A 19,790-nucleotide genomic window follows, 5' to 3' on the forward strand; every position below is an offset into this window, starting at 1 on the left:
AGAGGTAACTCCTCAAAGGAATATTAAAGTGACTGTATGAAAAATACAGTCACTTTTTTTATGTCGTTTATTGTTTTTTTCCAAAAAGAAGAAAATCCTGAGAACCTCTGTTACTTAAGAACAGGTCTTTTATACCGTCTCCATTCAGATCGATAAAATCAATATCGAAACCTCTTCCTCCGATACTGTCGGGCATAATGCTATCGGTTCCTTCGGTAAACTTTCCTTTACCGTCGTTCAGATACACACTAAAAGGCGTAATACCGCCGAATCTGGCGCCGTTTGTGTTTCCGGTCATAATATCCACATCCCCGTCATTATCTATATCCAGAAAAGCGACTCCGAAACAACGGTTATCATCTTTGGGTAAGTTAGTGTCGGTAATATCTGAGAAAAATCCTTTTCCATCATTTAAAAGCAATCTGTTCTGCCTTTGTGCATTTGGTACAAAAGCCTGAACATTACCGTATAGAATATCCAGATCCCCATCTCCGTCAATATCAGCCACATCTACTTCTCTTGTCTCTTCCGGAGTTGTTCTGTACACTAACCTGTCGGAAGACTGATCTTTAAAAAAACCTTTTCCGTCATTGATCAATATCCGGTTGGCATCTTCATTCGCAACCAGTATATCCTGATCGCCATCTCCATCTATATCTCCGAGCGTAAGGTCTTGTGTTACATCTGTAAATTCGCCGAAACGTTGGATGGTCTCATCCTTGAAGTGACCTTTACCATCGTTGATCAATATATTATTCTGACCATTGTTCCCGATCAGAATATCCGGAGCACCGTCATTGTTGATATCGTATACGACCACAGAATTGGATGTTCCCGTAACAGGGATCCTGCTTCCGGCGTCTGTAAAAGTACCGTCGCCATTGTTCAGATACAATTCATTGGTTTTATCATCTTCACTAACGACGATAATATCCGGATCCCCGTCCAGATCAAAATCGGCAATACCAATATCTTCGCTGTCGTGATTTACTTGCGGTATTCGAGAGGCACTCTCATTAGTGAACTTTCCTTTCCCGTCATTAATAAGCAGAATATTGGGCCTGTGTTCATTCGCAATTAAAATATCCAGGTCCCCGTCTCCGTCCAGATCGGCAATCGCCGCATCCATAGATAATTGTTGCAAGTCTTCATAGGGTAAATTTGTTGTAGTGACATCCTGGTAAAAAGATGTGGATTTACCCTTTTGATCGTTATTTTCCTGACTGTAACCGGCCTGTAAAACTCCGATTGCCAGGCATAGTGTGAATATTTTTTGCATCTGTTAGTTTTATGTGTGTATCCTGAGCTAATTTACGGTATTTTGAGCTTAATTCATAAGGCGTCTGTTAGGGATGACACTACATTATACTTCCCGAAAAGGATGAGCAATTTTTTCGTTAACTTTATAACAATAAAACTCAAAATCATGAAATATTATGTCCAACTAATACTTCTTATACTGGTTGTATCCAGCGTAAGTTGTAAGCGAGATAAAAAAGAAGAGGTCAGTAAGGACGAAAAAGAAGTTGAGGCAGTAGTTAAAGTAAAGGGAACGGAAGTTACCTATGCTGCAGATACTACTTCCATGAAAGGGTATATTGCCTATGATGAGAACTTAGAGGACAAGCGTCCCGGTATTATAGTAATTCACGAATGGTGGGGGCACAACGACTATGTAAGGGAAAGAGCAGATCAGTTAGCCGAACTCGGTTATACCGCTATTGCCATTGATATGTATGGTGATGGGAAACAAGCCGGGCACCCGGATGATGCAGGGAAATTTGCCCAGAGTGTTATGAGTAATTTGCCGGAAGCCAGGGCTCGTTTCAATGCTGCTTTGGAGATCTTAAAACAACATGAATCTGTAGATCCGGACAAAATTGCAGCGATAGGTTATTGTTTTGGCGGAAGTGTGGCTTTAACAATGGCCAATTTAGGAGCTGATCTGGATGCGGTAGCTGCTTTCCACAGTGGGGTGCAATTACCGGTTATGCCCGGGAGCGATCTAAAAGCCAGGGTATTGGTGTGTAATGGTGCAGACGATCCGTTTGTATCGGAAGAATCGGTTACCGCCTTTAAGGAAGCTATGAATGCCACCGGTTTGTCCTATGAATACATCGCTTATCCCGGAGCCAAGCACTCATTTACCAGTAAAGCAGCTGATGCCAACGGCGAAAAATTCGGCTTGCCACTGGCGTATGATGCAGAGGCAGATAAGCAGTCGTGGGCCAGTATGCAAAAACTTTTTGACGAAGTTTTTAAATAGTGCGATCGGCCTACCATAGGTAAACACGCTTTTTCAGGTCTGAGACAGACATCCCGAAATATCGGGTGTAAATGTTATAAGTGTACGATTACGATTTTAACCATTTTGGAACATCAAAATACAAAAAGGTCAGTTTAAAGAGTTTAACCCCATTGGGTACATGTTGCCCCAGGTTTTTAGAAGATTCTTTAATGACTATATGATTTTTGTGTCTTAAAGAGTCGTGACATTGTACGCTAAAAGATACTTTGTTCTTAAACGGAAGGGAGTGAAACTCCTGAAAAATTTCCGGAGTTGCACGTCTTTCATCACAGATCTTAAAAAAATAATCGTCCGGATTATCATTTTCCAGCATTCTTTTTACTCTTCTGTTCCATTTCATCAGAGCTTCCTCTTCGGAAGAATAATGTTTAAAGTGAATTTCTATATCGTGCAGTATTCCTATAGGATAATTCACTTCAACACCTTTGTAACCGGTGGTATCAGAAAATTTTAATTCCTGCCTTATATAGAATTCAAAATTGGAGAGTAGTTTAATATAGCACGGACCGTGAATAAATAACCCGACAAATGGCGAATTATAAGGTCGTTTAAACCATTGATATACTTTTCCTCCCCAGCAATTATCGGATACGATAATAAATTCTTTTCCCTCTAATGCAATAATGTCCTTGTTATTCAGGTAAGGCTTAAAGACTTGTCTGGCCTTCCTTTTAATATAAACCGCAGTTTTCCTCATATTCATTTTTCCATCTGCCCATAAACGCAAAGGAACAGATAAAATTATCCGGGAAGGATGAAATTTTTTAAGGGTAAAATATATGGGATCGGGGAGATGGAGGGGAGCTTAAAAAACGGCTACTCTTTCTTAAAGTTAGATAGCTTTTTTTGATTAAAAAAATGACCCGCCATAGATCGAAATCACTAGTGCTTTGAACTGTTTTTATGGGTATTTAACCACAGTTCTTTGATTAAAAAAAAGAGTAACTTTACTTTATGCAAGAAATAACTTTAGAAGATATTAGAAGTTTACTGGATTCCGGTTCGCTGGAATTGATTGCAATTCAAAGAGAAGTTTGTCTGCCCATTTTACAAAGAATATACAGGAAAATGAAATTTGGAATAAAGTTTGAGAATATAAGAGTAAATAATTCCAGAATTGTAGATGGGCATCATAGATATATTTGCTCTATTCTGTCTAATATTGAGATCGGGATTAATGACTGGCCGATATCATCTACAGTTGTTAATTACAGCTGGAATGAGGTAATTATCAACGAAGAAGATTATGAAAGCCAGGAAATGATTCTTGAACATAACAACAGAGATGCTGAATTGAATAATGTGGATGTAAGCGTTTTGAACGATTTAGTAAACATTTAATATCTTTGTAAAATGCTGATATTGTTAGATATAGATGGTGTAATGGTTCCTGCCAGCAATTGGAAACGCCCGGAATTTGAAAGTGATGGGTTTCCAAAGTTTAGTAGAAGAGCTACTGATAGCCTTCAGAAAATTATTTCTGAAACAGGTGCAGAAATTCTATTGACTACTTCTCACAAATCTAAATATTCAATTCAAAAATGGAACACCATTTTTTCAGTAAGAGGATTTAAAAATGCTCAAATAAAAAGATTAAAAACGAATGTTGATGATTTGAACAGAAAAGAGGAGGTTATGTTATGGTGGCGCGATAATGATGAAAAAAGGTTTGTTATAATTGATGATGATAAAAGCTTGAATAGTTTACCTAATGAAATTAAATCAAAATTAGTTCAACCGAGCGCAACAGTGGGTTTAAATGAAGAGTTGGCTGATTCAGCAATTAGAATATTAAAATCTTCAAAATAATAACTATTGAAAAATAGTTCTCTGCATTCACGAACTCCTATAAAAAGTTAGGCCGTAAAACGTCTGTACTGCTATATGGCCCGTAAATTTTCAAATATGCGAGTTATAACAAGGTATAAAAGATAAATGTAATTGGCATATTTGTTAATTGCATTTATCTTAATCTATATGATACTACTGCGGTGTAGATAAAATCAATAAAAAGTAAGATAAAACCATAATATTTATATAGTTTTTACGCACTATTTTTTGCGAAATTATATGTAAATTTCCATTTAACAATGCGAGGAATTGGCAGATATCGTGAATGCCATTAAATGTTCACGGTTTTAAATAATTTTAAAACTTTTTATAATGGAAATTTTAAAAAAAATTGGAAAAATCTTAAGCAAAAACGAACAGAAACAAATTAATGGAGGCGACGGCAGTGAATGCTTTGAATGCCTGCCTGGTGCTCTTCCCGGATCTCCTTTCGCATGTGCGGGATCTGATGTATGTCAGGTGATGCCTGATGGGTGTCATATCTGCGTATAAGAAAGACATAAATACTCTTGATACTAGCGGGCTTTGGCTCGCTTTTTTTATTTCCATACAACCAGTTAGTGATATCATTTTAATGAAACCTGCCTGCGGCTGGCAGGCACTCTTTTTGCTGAAAGGGCAGAGGAGTGGAGGCAAAATGTATATGGAATGGTATAAAACTCTAAAATAGTAGAGATGCTTTTTATAGTTACCTATATTCTCATACTATTAATTATTTTTTAAGAACAAATAATGATATAAACAGTATATTTAATTTAGATATTGATTTTAAAACGACATTATGAAATCCCTGAAAACAAAAATCACATTTTTTCTGTTATTACTACCAATAATACTGTTGAACGCCCAGGGGGAGCTGAAATCAGTTGAGGGCTATTCGCCCAATATTGGCATAATGGTCTACATGTTGGAAGATTTAAAAGATAAAATTACCCAACAAGTTAAAGACCTGGACCAATCACAAACTGATTTCTTGTATGATGCTGATGCCAATAGCATAGGAGCACTGATTATGCATTTGGTGTCCACGGAATCGTATTATCAGACTGCGACATTGAAGGGTCGGGAATGGACAGAAGAGGAGCAAAAGAGATTTGGTATTGCAGGCGAACTTAACGAAGAAGTAAAAAACATACTCAAAGGTAAGCCAATTAAGTATTATTTGGATTTATGGGATGAAGTCCGTACAAAAACCCTGAAAGAACTCAAAACCAAAGATGATGATTGGTTCGCTTCGAGTATGGAAGAGGGACTCAACTACCATTACATCTGGTATCACGTGATGCAACATTCGGCCAATCATATGGGGCAAATTGCAACCATAAAGAACCGATTGCCCAGATAAAACCACAAGTTCGAAAAATTAAATTAATTGTTCATTGAAATTTTGTAACGAGAAAATCTACAACAATTGTAAGTGTATTTTAAATGATGTGGTGTGTTTAGTTTTCTTTTGTAAAGCTTTTATGATTTAGTTACCTTGCGTTAAATTTATACTATGTATGAAATTTAATCTCGCGGATTTTTTGTTTAATACGCCCTTGTATAAGCGTGTAGAAATAGATTCTAGTGATCGATCAGGAAAGGATTTTCAAGAAATGTTTAGTATTTGGGGACAGATAGATATAGAAGGTTATAATCCAGAGGAAAAGGCTGATACTACATTCCGAATTGGACATAGTTTGAAGAATAAGGATAATAATTTCCGAGGCAAAGGAGGTTTTTCGCTTTTTACTGTAGCTTGTAAAAGATATGGCACTGTTTTTTACTATTTAATAGAGTGGAATGTCGAGAATTCTTATCTTATGAAATGCGGGCAATATCCATCTATTGCGGATTTGCATATAGGTGAATTAAGTAAATATAGAAAAGTAATAAGTAAGGAAAAACTGAGAGAGTTTAATAGAGCTATTGGTTTAGCTGCTAATGGAGTTGGCATCGGCTCATTTGTGTATTTAAGAAGAATTTTTGAGGATTTAATCAATTTGGCTTACGATAGTGCTGTCAAAGTGAACGACGACACCATAGATGAAGAAATCTATAATCGTGCTCGAATGGACGATCGTATAAAACTGTTGAAAAACTACCTTCCAAATTTTCTGTTTTCTAATAGAGAGATGTATTCTATTTTAAGCTCGGGAATACATGAACTGGATGAGTCAACTTGTCTTAGTTACTTTAAGCCTTTAAAATTAGGTATTGAAATTATTTTGGATGAAAAACTTAAAGAATGGGAACAAAATGAGAAAGTTAAACGAGCTTCACTTGAGATTAAAGGAATTAAAAGGCAATTAAAAGAAAAACAAGAGGAATAATAAAATTCCTTTTTTTAATATTTTTTTGTACTATAATGGCCTGCGTTACCTGCCTGCCGGCAGGCAGGTGTATACTTAGCTTCGGTAAAGCAATCAACTTCTAAGATATCTCTTCAATTTTTCTTCCAAAATAGCTTCTCTTAGAATGTAATGGAACACTCTTTTTCTGAGCCTACGGAGTAGGGAAGTGTAATGTGTGTGGAATGGTTTTAAATAGTATTTTTTAACTTTATCTCAATATTTTTCTATGGAATGTGCAACTATATATTATGATAGGATGCATTATTTTCCAATGCACTTGCATCCAGATAGATATACATTTTCATATATTATAAGTGGAAGTGCAAATTTAGTATGCAATAATTCTGAGTTTGTTTTAAAACCAGATACTTTAGTTATAATTCCTCCTTATGTAGCACATCAAACACTTATAAAACATTTTTTTCATTATAATGTGATTAGAGTTCCCGTACCATTTTCTTTTAATAATTTAAATAATAATCAATTAGGTTTGACTATAATAGAAAATAGTACTTTATATAAAAATCATTTTAATTATTGGTTCGATTTAATTAGAGCTAATATGGCAGAAGGAACAGAAATACCTGATGTGTTTAAGCATTTTTTGACAGGTCAGGGTTCTAGCTTAACTAAATCGGAAGTTCTTATAAAAAAATCAATAATGCATTTAGAAAAAAACTATAATAGGACATTACCAGTTGAAGAATTATCAGATTTAGTACACCTAAGTGAGAGTCATTTTCAGCGTCTCTTTAAAAAGACTATTGGGATTTCACCCAGTCGCTATCTACAAAACCTACGAATCGAGAAAGCCAAAGAATATATTTATATTAGGGACAGGAATAGTTTTACTGATATAGCATATGATACCGGTTTTTTTGATCAAAGCCATTTCAATAAATATTTCAAGATTAATGTTGGTATGATTCCCAAGCGATATGCGGATTTAGTCAAAAATGATAGAATTTTACAATTTTAGGATCTAATATTAACTGAACTTGCATGCAAAGTTAAAGTTATGCAAGAATTAAATGTTAATGAATTAAAGGAAGCCCAAGAATCGTTGATCCGTTATTGTGGAGAGTTTGTTCCGTTTATTGCAGAAAAAGCTTTTGGTAGTTATATATACGACAAAAAAGGAAATACCGTATTAGACTTTACTTCAGGACAAATGTGTTCTGTATTTGGACATAATCATCCCAAATTTATCGAGATTTTAGAAAAATCTGGAGATAAAGCCATTCATTTATTAAGTTCCATTTTATCTTCTCCTGTTATAAATCTTTCAAAAAAGCTGTCTAGCGAATTACCAGATAGTCTGTCTAAATGTATATTTCTTAATACAGGATCAGAATCTAATGAAGTAGCTATTAGAATGGCAAAATTAGTTACAGGAGGATTTGAAATCGTTGGATTTTCTGGTTCATGGCATGGTATGACTGCTGGAGCGCAATCCTATACATATTCTAAAACAAGAAAAGGGTATGGACCAGCAATGTCTGGTAGTTTAATGATTCCAGCACCATATGAGTATCGCTGTCCAATTGCACATTGTAAAAATAGTTGTGATAATACATGCTTAGAAGTTGGAATGCAAATGATAGACCAACAGTCCGTAGGTGAATATGCTGCATTAATTGCTGAACCTTTATTGAGTGCTGCTGGTATGATTGAATTAAAACCAAATTATGTTAAAAGACTAAAAGAGCTTTGTGATGAAAGAGGATTATTATTAATATTTGATGAAGCACAAACAGCATTAGGGCGTCTCGGTAAAACTTTTGCCTTTGAGAATTATAACGTTACTCCCGATTTTTTGACTCTTTCAAAAACACTAGGAGGAGGCTTGCCTTTATCAGCAATGGTTACAAGTAAAGAAATAGAAGAAGAATGTTATAAAAGAGGATTTGTCTATGTAACATCTCATGTATCAGATCCATTTTGTGCTTCATTTGGTTTGGCTGCTTTTGAGATACTATTTGAAGAAGAATTGGCTGATAGAGCTATTAAAAATGGTGCTTATTTAAAACAGCAATTAATAGAATTACAGGAACAACATGAGTGTATAGGAGATGTAAGAGGAAAAGGACTTTTATTAGGTGTGGAAATTGTTAAAGATAGAGAATTTAAAATACCAGATGATCATTTGGGTCAACGTATATGCAATAGATGTTTAGAATTAGGGTTGAATATGAACATAGTTAGAATGAAAGGCTACGGAAGTGTTTTTAGAATTGCACCTCCGTTAACTATTACGAAAAAAGAGATCGATCTAGGAATAAGTATACTTGATAAAGCAATAAAAGATTCAATGAGTTAATAGTGTCATATTATTTTCAATCGATAGCTATCGATGTTTTAAATATTATATAAAATAAGTTTGGTAGCGGCTATTTTACATAATGACAAATTATAGATACAAATAAATTATTTCGTCGTGCGCAGCACACCGCTTAATTGGCTTAATGACCCCGTTTATAATTCCTTTAAAAGGAAAAAGCTGATGGGATATTTTACATAATAGAATTATAGCTTACGAATATGAACGGACATTACAGTAAAACGGCTGTACCGATATATGTGCTTGAAATTTTCAAATATGCGAGTTATAAGGAAGTGCAATTTGCTTTGACATAAAATCATTACCGTTATAGCGCTAAAGCACTAGAACTGATTTTATATCAAATAGCAGAGCTATACGCAAATTGCCAGGGAGTGCCGTTTTACGCTATAAACATGTTTGTACTATAATTTATAAATTGAGAAGTTAAAAATCCTTATTTTACTGAGGATAACAAGGAAAAGGGTAGGGGTGTGCCTACAACAGATTTCTTCCTTTTAAGTTAAGTTTAACTATCAAAATACAATATTTTCTTACACAATTCTTTAATTTTTATTAACTTAATTATTAAAGAATATGCCTACAAAAAACAAATTTGAAATTCTCCTCAATGATTATACGGAGAACTTAAACAACGAGAAGGTTAGGTATTCAATTCTCGTTGAAATTGCAGAAAAGAAGTATTTGTTCCAAAACAAAAAATCTGCTTTAAAATTTCTACACTATTACGAAAAAGCACTTAATCAAATTCTTAAGAACTATGTTTCGTATCTCTCGGAAGCTTTCTCAGCTTTAAACTCTTTAATCTTTTCCATTGATCTTGTAGTTTTTGAGAAATTAAGTTCGGATGTTGTTATGTGCCAAAAGAAGGTTGCATTTATATTACGATCTTTCCGGGTTAATGCTACCGTTGCAAACCATTTCAATTTCCTGTTTAACGTTCTACGCAACGTCTATTCAAAAATTCTTTCTTTTTTACGTGTGAATAGGCGGTATTTATTCCTTTACACCAAGTTTCAACACTTGTCCGATAACTTTAATTCCTTTATTAAGACTTCTGTTGATACTATTTACAACTTCACAATGTCATCGGTTCCGGTGCGCATACTTCCTTCGGAGCCTATTTCTAACCTAAAAGCAATTTAATTATGTCCCTTATTCAAAACTTAAGGGATGATATTTCATTCCTTCAATCGGTTGTTGATTCTGATCAACAAAAAAACCTTTACTCTGAATCTATCCTTTCGGATATGAAACAGCAGCTGTACACTTTTAACCTCTTTGTTATCTCACCTCAAATTCTATCCCCATGCAAAACAACAGACAATTAAAATTACAGCTACTAGATGAAGTCATAAAGGCTTTCGATGAAGGTACAGTTTCGCTGGATTTGTTCCTGCAGGATGAAAAGTATAAAGAGGTGTGGGCTGTTCCACAATCCTATAAGCAGATTAAAGCGAAAGAGAATGTTCGTCTTCTCAACCTTTCTAAGTGTTCACTAAAAGAGATTGTTCAATTTTTAAAAGAATACAAGAATGAGCAGGAAAAGCAATGAGCTAAGAGAGAAAAGACGAATTCATGTGATGTCCCGGGTAGATGAAATTTACAATACAACTGTAGATGGTGTCTTTATGGGGTCGATATGGGATTGCTTACAGTATTTAGCTGATGAGGAGTATTTCTGCTCAGCAAAGCACTTACTGAAGATCTACAACGGAAAAGCGTAGCTTTTCTATTCGCTTGTCACATATATCGGTAAAATCGAAAAGCAACTTATCACTTTAATCTAATTCCCTTCATTTATATATGAATACCTCCGCTTACCCTGTCTATCAGGTAAGGAATAACATGGTAGTACAGTACTTCATCCATGATAAAATGGGTAATTCTACTGGTACAAAGTCAACTTTGAAGCAATTTCAAGATGAACAATACAAGGAAACTTTAAACGAACTCGCAAAATCTCAGCCAAAACAAGGTCAATCCATTGAACAATACGTAGATGAGATTAGATATAATCATTATCAGTATTCAAAGGTCTTGGAAGATCAGGGAGTAACTTTAAAGAAACTCGGAACTCTAAGCACTAAACAGGCCAAAACCGTGAGAAAGTGTGTAGAAAACATGGTTAATTACGTGAGTATTAATTTTAATCATAAAAAGAAAGTCTCTGAACAATCGTATTTATCATTCTGCACTCTTACCTTATCCAATCCTCAGAAGCACAATGATACATTTATCAGAAAGCACCTGGTTAGATTCATAGAGCTTATGAGAAAATCTAAAAGTGTCCGCTTTTATATGTGGAGAGCGGAAGCCCAAAAGAACGGGAATATCCACTTTCATGTACTATTTGATAAATTCATACACCATGAATACATAAGACTTCACTGGAACAATCAGCAATTAAAAATGGGTTATATAAAGGAAGGGGAGAACCCACCTTCTACAGAGATTAAAAGCCTTAAGAATAAAAGGGATGTTTCTTCCTATATTACTAAGTACCTAACTAAAATAGAGGAAGATAAAAGGCCAATTATAGGAGCCATTTGGGGTGCTTCTAATGAACTTAAGAAGATTGATTATCCGACGGTATACAATGGAGATGCCTTTTATGATATGTGTAAGCTGCTTGATTATGACACCTTTAAACAACTCGATATTCCCAGTGATTATATTAAAGTATGGATAGGAAAGGTGTTTCAAAAATTAAGGAATGAAGCTTATTCCTGTTGGCAGGCCGTCCGGCTTTACTATAAATCTACAGTTGATAAATATTTGGAACTTGCAAAGGAAAAAGCGGAAGAAATTAGAACCTCTGTTAAAAAAGTTGTTCCCGAAATCTCTGTAAACACTATAGGTTTGCAAACTGAAATGCGATTTTCGCACATTGCGAATGCTCTGTATATGGACTGACGTAATATTGTTCTGTTGAAATTTAATTAATAGAACAAAGTTATGTCTGAGTTAAAAAAGTTTACTGGCGTTGGTAGTGGTTTCTTCGATCTGGAAGACCCTGCTCAGGGTGTTATCATCACCAATATTGCTAAAGGTGCTTTGATTAAGGTTGACCTTGTTAGTGACGGTTCCAGTGATAGAAATATCATAAGAGAACAAAGTGCTGAACAATTGGTCGCTTTGATGCAAGCCATTGACCCGAACCACGCAATTGTGGCGGTTAATGCAGATGATACTGCATTTGAATCTATGTACTTATTATTTGCTTTAAATGGTGTTCTTCCATTTAGTGAAAAGCGAAAGTACAGGATTAGTTTAAAATCCCTGAACAATCGTACTACTACTTTCTACAATCTTGATAATAGCAAGTTGGGTACTCCTTTGACTGTTACTAGGGCGGAAGTAAGAAGTACACTTTCTGAAAAACAGGAAGATGTAAGAGGGGTTGATCTTTTATTCTTTCCGAATGGTTTCCCGGATAAGTTAACTCATGTGGTAACGGATGGTTTCGCTCAGGATGGTACGCCAATTCAACGAAAAGTTGAATATTCTCAGGAGCAGATGCAGCTATTTAGTGATACTCAGGCCATAACAATTATGACTAATGGGTTTCAGGAAATTCAGACGATTGGTCTTCTTCATAAATCTTTTCCAATTGATCAATTGGATAACATAACGGTTCATCATGCTGATGCCTCAGACTTTGAGTACTTCATGGTGAACTATAGGTAATAATCTTTAAATCGTATTTCTATGCCTTTTTTGAGTGCTTTAGGTTTGATTTCTGCTGTAGGTGGCGGCAGTACCCCACAATCGAATGTTGTGGGGGCTTCTGCCGGTGGTTCTGTTACCCCCACAACGAAAGGCGGTAGTTTCGGGGGGCTTGTTACTGGTTTACTTCCCTCTATAGGGGGTCTTTTCAAAGGATTAATTCCTGATGGGAGATTTGATTGTATTGGTGCTTCATGGAGTGAGAGTCGTGCGCAATCTGAACATGAAAACTATTTGTTGCAGTACAATTCTCGCTTCTCTTTGATCGATGGTCAGGGTTCCGATCTTGTTTCAAAAGTTAATTCCTTTCTAAAGGATTTTGCAATGGTCTATTTGGAACAGGTTACTTACCAAAGATCGGGTGCTCCAAAGGATTGTACAAAGAGGGGAATTGATCTTTATGTCTCTCTTATGAATACCAGCCTCCGGGAGTATGTTTCTGCTGCAAAAAGTGTGTTCTCTGATCTCCGTATTGATTACTCGGAAACTAATATTGATTTGGTTGATAGTGTCGGGAAATATAGGGGCGAGGTTAGTGTTCCTCAATTTATCTATAGAGGACAACGGGAATCTGTCATTGATAAGATCATCCCGGATTCTTTAAACCCGGTTCGTTCCGGAGCTTTAAACCGTCTTTCTTCTTCCGGGATATTGGTTTTCGCTGTTGCGGGTACTGGCCTTTATTGGCTGTATAAAAAAGTGTTTAAACGTAAACGTAAAAGTCTATTATGAAAATAAAAGAATATTTAGCAAAGCCTGTTAATGTTTTCGGGTGGAAAACAACTGTTCAGGTTCTGATTGTGGTTACTGTTGTAATCAAGTTAGTTTGGCCGTATGCAAAATCGGTTTTTACAGGAAAAAAGTAGTTCAATTTTTAATTTAAAAAAGTAAAGTTATGGCTTACATGACAAAAGACAGATTCGGTAATGATAAGATTATTGTTTCGCTGAAAGACAAAAAGGGAAGTGGTTACCCAAAAGGGTATTTGGAAACTCATACCGGGCTTTGGAAGGTGGAAGTTAGTAAATCTAACAAAGAGGGTATTGAGGGCTATGTTTCTCTCACAAAAGTTAACCGTAACAACGGAGGGGGTGGTAATACCAGAAAGGTGAAAATCTAGCCTCTTGAATTATGGAGATCATAAAGAAAATTAGATTCCTGCTATCGTTTGCTGATACCATTGAGAAAATCAGTAAAACGGTAGCATGTGTTTCTAAAGCTTTAAAACAAATCGATTTGGATATAAAAGAAATTTGGGAAAATGATAAGCAGGTTAATACAGAAGATTAGGGAGGATTTTGCTTTTTGGAGGTTTATTCTTCTATTGTTGGTGGCGTTCTATTTATTGTATCGTTCCCTTTCTCCAAAAAAGAGTCGTGTTTAAGTGTTTGTTCTAATTTTATTAATGATACTGTTGTTTATGGATACTAAGAAGTTTTATCCTCTCAATGATACGGGTTTGATTCGTAATTGTGATCCGAAAGGGTGTGGTCATTTTGGTGCATCACGCGGGGATCATACGCATAGAGGCATTGACTTTATTACTTCTCCTTTACAGGTGATTAAAGCTCCTTTTGACTGTAAGATCGTTCGTTATGGTTATCCGTATTCTGATGATCCTTCTTTCCGGCTGTTTGAAGTTCGGGGAATGGGGGAGTATTCCAAATATTCTGCAAAGGTCTTTTACTTAAATCCTTTGCATGATGTGGGGGACTCTTTTAAGAAAGGAGAGCCTTTTGCGATCTCGGATGATGTTAGAAGGCGACATGGGGGGGATATTACGGTTCATGTTCATTTTGAGCTTTACATTGATGGAAAGTTAGTGGATCCTACAGAGTATTTTAATTCAATAAAAGTTTGATTCTGATGAAAAAGAAATCTAATAAAATGTTATGGTGGCTATGTTATATAGTTGGTGGCCTTATAGTGTTTCTTCTTGGTTGTTTCTATTACCGGAAGAAAAGTGAAAAACTTAAACCAAATATCGTTGATGGTGTTGTCGATGGTATTGTGGGGATTGCTCCCTCAGAAGTTCCGAGGATTATTCCTGTGAAAACGGAAGAAGTTAAGATTCCGGTAGAAATTCCCAAGGGAATAGGTATTGAGAGAACTCCGGTTATTGATTTAAGTGGGGTTAGTTTAACTCCCGTTAAGAAATCCTCTACTTGTACAAATTGTGGTGGTGGCGGTGCAACTGTCGAAGATCAGGGTTTAGTTGGTTTCCGAGAGGGTATTGTTTCGGTTTTTGATGATAGGCGTTTATTGTAATTTTAATTGGTTGTTCACGTGTTATTCAAATCCTTTAATAAAAATAGTGTTGTGAAAAAGTGGGGAAGTACAATGCTTTTTTTGCTCATTTTTTTTACGCTTTTTGCTAGGAGATTACTAGGTCTGGTTACTTCTATTGGGTCGCCTCCGATTCCAGTCCCTCCTGATTTATCAAGGACTACTATATCTTCTCAGGTTGCATTACATAAAGCGAGTATACTTTTCGATGCAATGAGGAGGCCGTTTTTTACGGATGAGGATTCTATCTATCAGGTATTTAAAGGGTTAAATAAGAATGATTTTTTTCTTATTTCTGAAATGTTTGGGGAACCTAGATATGTTAGATGGTCAGGAGAGCATAGACCAGATGACTTTATTATAAAGTATGGTAGTCCTGCTTCTTTACGGCAATGGTTGGAAAGCGAATTGAATCAGAAGGAACAGCGTAAGCTAACTTCTATGTTTTCGGATGGATTTGATCCATTTAGTTGAAGATAGGAGTTGCTCCTGTTGCTCTAATATTTAAGGTTTTTACATCCGGATGCTCGAACTTAGGTTTTATTGTCGATTTAATGGTGCTGTTTTTCTTTAGTACCTCATATATGGTTGTAAGTTCTGTTTTTATTGTTGTGTTGGTTTTTGATATATAGGATACCTGTATTTCTATGTCCTTATAATCCGTGTATTCGCTTGTGTTTTTTATATCCATATTTATTTCATAGCCATCATGTAAGATGCGTTTTCTGTAAGTGCCTTCTACTTCCAAAAAGGTACTTGGGTATTTTTGACTGGTCTCGATTTCAAAAGCAATTTTTTCTGCTTTTTTTTCAGCTTCGGTTTTTTCAGCGCAGCTAAATAAACACATTATTACTAATAATAACACACTTATTTTTTTCATTCTCAATGGTTTTTAAAGGAATTAATAAAAACAAAAATGACGAAATTAATGTTAATACTCAAGTCTAATTTTATGAATTTTCTTGCTCTATGGGTTTCCCTTTCTGAATGTAAGGATTTATTGCAGTTGGTTGTTTTAGTGACTGCTATTGCTGTTAATGTCTATCAAATTAAAAAACTAAAAAACAAGAAATAATGTTTGACAAAATATTAAAAGCTGTTACAGGTTTATTTGGTTCTTCCGAGATAGGGAAGGAGGTGGCTCAAATTTTCAAAGGGAGGGAAGCTAAATTAAGAGAGTTCCAAAAGGAAATGGCTTCCATTGCTATGAAACAATACGAAATGGAAGTCAAAGACTTGCAGGATGCGCGAAAAATGCAGATTGAAGCTCTTAAACAGGCGGATAGATTTTCCAAAAGGTTTGTTTACTATTTAACAATTGTTCTTTTGGGGTCTGCTGTTCTGGTTACCTTTTTACCTTTCTTTATTGAGTTCCCGGAATCTAATCAAAGATTTATAGATAGGGGAGTTGACTTCCTGTATATCGTTTCTGGTGCTCGTATTCTTTCTTTTTTCTTTGGCTCTAAAATTGAAAATAAAAACAAATTATTATGAATATAGTTAGTTGTTTATGTGATATAGAAGAAGCAATTTCTTCTGAGTTTGGCGGTGATCTTTCCGGGTTTAAACCTGTGATTATTACAGATTTCACTAATCTTCTTGATAAGCAGAATAGAGTTTTGTATTATGGTTCTTTCAATTTCGATTCGGTTCTGAACCATAATGAGAAATCATTTAACGCATCAAAGGGAATTAATCATTTATTTTCTCATATTGATTCCCATGCGGACGGGTTGGTTTTTAATGGTGTCCGTTTGGAATTTGTAGCGGACTCTAGTACTGATAATGAAACACAACTTCCGGTTGAATATAGACTTAACGGTACTGTGACTCTTGAAAGCAATGACCAGCCTATTGCACAGTCAATTGTTTTGGTTCTTAAGCAGTTTGACACTGCTGCGGATGTCAATAATGATGACCCCATCCATGTTACTACATTAAATACCGGAAATGATGGAAGTTTTGATTTCGGAGAGATTCCTGGAAACTTTAAGTATCAGATTCTCCCTCCGGATCAGGGCGCTTTATGGTACGGCGCAATTCTTAATGCAGGAGCCTTCCCGGAACATTGGGTTAATGGGGTACAGGAAGCAAATGTTCTAAATGAACATTACGATGGTATAAAGTTTAAGGTTAATCTGTTTTAGTTGATTATTGAGTTCTAAAGAGTCTCAAACGGAGACTCTTTTTTATTTTACATATCTATGAAATGCTTTATTAGCTAATTCGCCACCTTTCGATTTTAGTTCTTCAGAGCTTAGATTTTTACCATACGTTTCTAATACCTCCATAATTCTTTCAGTTGCTTTATGTGCTTTATTCATATTACTGCTATGTTCGTCGAAGTATGTTCCTGTTTTTTTAATTGAGAGCTTGTCCGTTTCCTCTAATATTTCATCAAATTTTTGATCTATCTTCCTAAGTGCTTCTTTTTTAGTCATATTCTATTATTTTCATTAAAGATAGTGCGTTTTTTTTTTTTTCGCTGTCGGCGCCCGACTTTCTTTTGGCTACTTTGGGAAACACCAAAGTATGCCTCGAATGTAGCACGTGATTTGAAATAAATTTTTGCTGTTTTTTTTCTTGAATCATCTTAAAATATAACACAAGGTATTGGCTACATCTTCGTAGTCAATTTCATTTAAACCTTGTGGTTATTTTATGATTTAAGTATTTTGCATTACATTTATTTTAAAATTCTTTTGATGACTCAAACAGATAAAACTTATAAGCAAAATCCTAAACTTAATTTGTTATTTGGTTTTTACGGAAGTAAGGTTCCGACTAAGCAAGATAAATTCAAGCCGTTAGAAGGTGTTGTATATGATGAAGAAAATGATACAGTTTTGGATAATATTTATGTAAAAAAACCGGTCTCTGATGCTGTGGAGAGTTTTAATAAAGTAATGGAAGATATTATAACTAATAAGTACGAAAGCTTTTTTTTTGAAAAACCAAAAGAGATAGAAGTAGTGTTATCGATTAGTTGTAATAAAAGAAGGTTTTACGAAGTTGATGTAGATAATTTGGCAAAATGTGTTTTGGATAGCCTTAAGGGACTTTTATTTGAAGATGATTCCCAGGTAACGGGTTTAATCTGTTATAAACATGTTAATGATAAGGGGATGAATAGTATCTTAATTGGTATTACCGAGCTCTCACCTAAAAATAAAGGGTTTATAGGAGATATTTCTCTTTTTTCTGAAGTCTAATAGGAAGTTTTAATTTTTTGTCTGTGATAAGCGATATTAAAAATTCGATCAATAAAGTGATCAATGAACGGCTGGTTAGTCCTTTTTATGGGGCCTATATATTTTCTTGGTCTGTATGGAATTGGAAAATAATATACCTAACTATTTTTGTAAGTGAGGATAAAATTCACGGAGACAAGATAACATATATATCAGATAATTTTTTAAACTGGTGTGACATTCTATTATATCCTTTTTTGTCTACTATTGCTTTGGTTACCTTAATTCCTTTTTTAGCTAATGGGGCTTATTGGGCTGCCTTAAAATTTAATAAATGGAAAGTTGATAAAAGAAGTGAAATACAGAAGTTGCAGCAATTGACAGTTGAGCAGTCAATGGAATTAAGGGAGTCTATGAGATCAATGGAAGAAGGATATCAAAAACTTATTGATAATAAGGATCTTAGAATAAAACAATTAGAATTATTAGTTGATTCTGGAACAAATGATGATGACGGAGATGATAAGGATAGTACTAAGGGACTTATTACAAAAATGAGTTTTATGGATCAAGATGAGGACTTAATCGTTCAAACTATATTAAGAGATAGTTCTTTGCTTAGGACTTTTGACATTTTATCAGAAATATCGGTTTCTAAAGTTGACATAGTTAAGTATAATGTGGATGATAAAAAAGTTAATTATTTTATTATTAACGATATTTTTGAGCAACCTAATAACTCATTTTATTTTAGCTTGACTGAATTCGGTAAAAAAATATCTAGAAGGATATATAGAGAAAGGCAACGGTAGTTTTTGTTATGTAAGTAAATTTGGTCATTTCGAGTATTTGTGTATCTTTGATTTAGAATTGTGTATTATAATTTATAGTATGTGAATTCCTACATAATTATAAATCAGTTATTTATCTGATTTTTGGGCAAAAAGTCCTAAAATTTCCTTTTTTTATTAGAAAAAAGTTATTTTTTGAATTAATTCAGCATAATATGTGGTGTTAGGTGTAATTAAAACCACAAACATTTATAATATAATTAACTTATATTTCCTAACAAAATAGTAGTATTTTTCGTTATGATTTTTCCTAAATCGTAACTACCGAATGAAAAACATTAAGTTTGAGCTTTCTTTTTCTAAACAAAGAAAGTATGAATTGTATCTCGGTTTCGGAGATCGCTTAATAAGCAAAAACAAAAAGAAACTAGAAAGGTATTTGTCTACCTACAAAGCGGTAATTAAAGATAATGTTTATTTACTTGCTCAAAATCAGTCTCAAATAGAGTCTATCTATTGGGATTATTATATGCAATTTGATTCTTCTACTCAAAGAATTGTTCAGTACGAACTAAACAATTTCAAAGATCGTTTTGATTACATTTTTAAAACATTTAGTAGAGGAAATCAGAATGCTTTTGTCTTTCGGAATATTACTTCTTGTTTTGATTCACAAATGACCTGTTTACAGGCGTTAAAGGAATTTTCTTTTAAATATAAGATTGCTAACTTAAAACAAAAGGTTACCGCTCTTATAAAGCATCATGAGAGTTTAGAACAGGTCTTTGAATTGGAAAGACATAGACTTGACCTAACGGCCGACCACAAGAAAAGAACTAAAGTTATAACTCTTGTAAATTCTAAGGTAAATGAATAGGGGGCTAGCTAAGGACTTAGTAAGGTCTCAGATTGACCATATTTTGTCACTCCGTTCATTAGACACGGATTGTATTGATC

24 protein-coding genes are annotated in these 19,790 nt (G+C 34.7%); 20 read left to right on the forward strand and 4 right to left on the reverse strand.

Annotation, left to right across the window (positions count from 1 at the left end; translation table 11 throughout):
* Positions 1 to 67 precede the first annotated feature (67 nt).
* Positions 68 to 1,279 carry an FG-GAP repeat domain-containing protein gene (locus GWK08_RS08770; protein WP_163606562.1) on the reverse strand — a complete coding sequence of 404 codons (1,212 nt, stop codon included), beginning with the start codon at positions 1,277 to 1,279 and terminating at the stop codon, positions 68 to 70.
* A gap of 147 nt (positions 1,280 to 1,426) precedes the next feature.
* Here GWK08_RS08770 and GWK08_RS08775 point away from each other — a divergent pair, with 147 nt between their 5' ends.
* On the forward strand, positions 1,427 to 2,266 hold the full coding sequence (locus tag GWK08_RS08775; RefSeq protein WP_163606563.1) for a dienelactone hydrolase family protein: 840 nt from the start codon (positions 1,427 to 1,429) through the stop codon (positions 2,264 to 2,266).
* Positions 2,267 to 2,354: 88 nt separating this feature from the next.
* Here the strand turns inward: GWK08_RS08775 and GWK08_RS08780 are convergent, their stop codons facing one another.
* The gene (locus GWK08_RS08780) at positions 2,355 to 3,011 is read right to left on the reverse strand and encodes a DUF1919 domain-containing protein (protein ID WP_163606564.1); all 657 of its coding nucleotides are present in this window, start codon (positions 3,009 to 3,011) and stop codon (positions 2,355 to 2,357) included.
* 251 nt (positions 3,012 to 3,262) lie between these two features.
* Here GWK08_RS08780 and GWK08_RS08785 point away from each other — a divergent pair, with 251 nt between their 5' ends.
* The 14 genes from GWK08_RS08785 (at position 3,263) to GWK08_RS08850 (ending at position 14,833) form a co-directional block, all read left to right on the forward strand.
* Positions 3,263 to 3,649 carry a hypothetical protein gene (locus GWK08_RS08785; RefSeq protein ID WP_163606565.1) on the forward strand — a complete coding sequence of 129 codons (387 nt, stop codon included), beginning with the start codon at positions 3,263 to 3,265 and terminating at the stop codon, positions 3,647 to 3,649.
* 12 nt (positions 3,650 to 3,661) lie between these two features.
* Complete coding sequence (locus tag GWK08_RS08790) at positions 3,662 to 4,117, forward strand: HAD domain-containing protein (protein ID WP_163606566.1); 456 nt, start codon at positions 3,662 to 3,664, stop codon at positions 4,115 to 4,117.
* Between the two features lie 823 nt (positions 4,118 to 4,940).
* Entirely contained in the window at positions 4,941 to 5,504 is a 564-nt protein-coding gene (locus GWK08_RS08795; RefSeq protein ID WP_163606567.1) for a DinB family protein, read from the forward strand.
* Positions 5,505 to 5,661: 157 nt separating this feature from the next.
* Positions 5,662 to 6,474, forward strand: coding sequence for a short-chain dehydrogenase (locus tag GWK08_RS08800; protein WP_163606568.1), 813 nt, complete (start codon positions 5,662 to 5,664; stop codon positions 6,472 to 6,474).
* A 247-nt stretch (positions 6,475 to 6,721) separates the two neighbouring features.
* A complete protein-coding gene (locus GWK08_RS08805) occupies positions 6,722 to 7,474 on the forward strand; it encodes an AraC family transcriptional regulator (RefSeq protein ID WP_163606569.1) in 753 nt (250 codons plus the stop codon).
* Positions 7,475 to 7,513: 39 nt separating this feature from the next.
* Complete coding sequence (locus tag GWK08_RS08810) at positions 7,514 to 8,815, forward strand: aspartate aminotransferase family protein (RefSeq protein WP_163606570.1); 1,302 nt, start codon at positions 7,514 to 7,516, stop codon at positions 8,813 to 8,815.
* Positions 8,816 to 10,145: 1,330 nt separating this feature from the next.
* A complete protein-coding gene (locus tag GWK08_RS08815) occupies positions 10,146 to 10,391 on the forward strand; it encodes a hypothetical protein (protein WP_163606571.1) in 246 nt (81 codons plus the stop codon).
* Positions 10,372 to 10,563 carry a hypothetical protein gene (locus tag GWK08_RS08820; protein ID WP_163606572.1) on the forward strand — a complete coding sequence of 64 codons (192 nt, stop codon included), beginning with the start codon at positions 10,372 to 10,374 and terminating at the stop codon, positions 10,561 to 10,563. The genes GWK08_RS08815 and GWK08_RS08820 overlap by 20 nt, the downstream gene beginning before the upstream one ends.
* A 181-nt stretch (positions 10,564 to 10,744) precedes the next feature.
* Positions 10,745 to 11,752: a rolling circle replication-associated protein gene (locus GWK08_RS08825; RefSeq protein ID WP_163606573.1), complete on the forward strand. Its 1,008-nt coding sequence runs from the start codon at positions 10,745 to 10,747 to the stop codon at positions 11,750 to 11,752.
* A 42-nt stretch (positions 11,753 to 11,794) separates the two neighbouring features.
* Positions 11,795 to 12,526, forward strand: a complete 732-nt coding sequence (locus tag GWK08_RS08830; protein WP_163606574.1) for a hypothetical protein — start codon at positions 11,795 to 11,797, stop codon at positions 12,524 to 12,526.
* A gap of 21 nt (positions 12,527 to 12,547) precedes the next feature.
* Positions 12,548 to 13,297 carry a hypothetical protein gene (locus GWK08_RS08835; protein ID WP_163606575.1) on the forward strand — a complete coding sequence of 250 codons (750 nt, stop codon included), beginning with the start codon at positions 12,548 to 12,550 and terminating at the stop codon, positions 13,295 to 13,297.
* A 163-nt stretch (positions 13,298 to 13,460) separates the two neighbouring features.
* A complete protein-coding gene (locus GWK08_RS08840; RefSeq protein WP_163606576.1) occupies positions 13,461 to 13,685 on the forward strand; it encodes a hypothetical protein in 225 nt (74 codons plus the stop codon).
* 300 nt (positions 13,686 to 13,985) lie between these two features.
* Positions 13,986 to 14,426, forward strand: a complete 441-nt coding sequence (locus GWK08_RS08845) for a M23 family metallopeptidase (RefSeq protein ID WP_163606577.1) — start codon at positions 13,986 to 13,988, stop codon at positions 14,424 to 14,426.
* Positions 14,427 to 14,431: 5 nt separating this feature from the next.
* On the forward strand, positions 14,432 to 14,833 hold the full coding sequence (locus GWK08_RS08850; protein WP_163606578.1) for a hypothetical protein: 402 nt from the start codon (positions 14,432 to 14,434) through the stop codon (positions 14,831 to 14,833).
* Positions 14,834 to 15,317: 484 nt separating this feature from the next.
* Here GWK08_RS08850 and GWK08_RS08855 read toward each other — a convergent pair whose 3' ends face one another.
* A complete protein-coding gene (locus GWK08_RS08855) occupies positions 15,318 to 15,731 on the reverse strand; it encodes a hypothetical protein (RefSeq protein ID WP_163606579.1) in 414 nt (137 codons plus the stop codon).
* A 194-nt stretch (positions 15,732 to 15,925) separates the two neighbouring features.
* Here GWK08_RS08855 and GWK08_RS08860 point away from each other — a divergent pair, with 194 nt between their 5' ends.
* Complete coding sequence (locus tag GWK08_RS08860; protein WP_163606580.1) at positions 15,926 to 16,345, forward strand: hypothetical protein; 420 nt, start codon at positions 15,926 to 15,928, stop codon at positions 16,343 to 16,345.
* Positions 16,342 to 16,998, forward strand: a complete 657-nt coding sequence (locus tag GWK08_RS08865) for a hypothetical protein (protein WP_163606581.1) — start codon at positions 16,342 to 16,344, stop codon at positions 16,996 to 16,998. The genes GWK08_RS08860 and GWK08_RS08865 overlap by 4 nt, the downstream gene beginning before the upstream one ends.
* Before the next feature lie 42 nt (positions 16,999 to 17,040).
* Here GWK08_RS08865 and GWK08_RS08870 read toward each other — a convergent pair whose 3' ends face one another.
* Positions 17,041 to 17,292: a hypothetical protein gene (locus GWK08_RS08870; RefSeq protein ID WP_163606582.1), complete on the reverse strand. Its 252-nt coding sequence runs from the start codon at positions 17,290 to 17,292 to the stop codon at positions 17,041 to 17,043.
* A 264-nt stretch (positions 17,293 to 17,556) separates the two neighbouring features.
* Here GWK08_RS08870 and GWK08_RS08875 point away from each other — a divergent pair, with 264 nt between their 5' ends.
* The 3 genes from GWK08_RS08875 to GWK08_RS08885 all read left to right on the forward strand — a co-directional run bounded on the left by GWK08_RS08875 (position 17,557) and on the right by GWK08_RS08885 (position 19,710).
* On the forward strand, positions 17,557 to 18,063 hold the full coding sequence (locus GWK08_RS08875; protein WP_163606583.1) for a RusA family crossover junction endodeoxyribonuclease: 507 nt from the start codon (positions 17,557 to 17,559) through the stop codon (positions 18,061 to 18,063).
* A 23-nt stretch (positions 18,064 to 18,086) separates the two neighbouring features.
* A complete protein-coding gene (locus GWK08_RS08880) occupies positions 18,087 to 18,854 on the forward strand; it encodes a hypothetical protein (RefSeq protein WP_163606584.1) in 768 nt (255 codons plus the stop codon).
* A gap of 307 nt (positions 18,855 to 19,161) precedes the next feature.
* A complete protein-coding gene (locus tag GWK08_RS08885; protein WP_163606585.1) occupies positions 19,162 to 19,710 on the forward strand; it encodes a hypothetical protein in 549 nt (182 codons plus the stop codon).
* Positions 19,711 to 19,790 lie beyond the last annotated feature (80 nt).

The organism is Leptobacterium flavescens, assembly GCF_010671605.1.
GTDB lineage: Bacteria > Bacteroidota > Bacteroidia > Flavobacteriales > Flavobacteriaceae > Leptobacterium > Leptobacterium flavescens.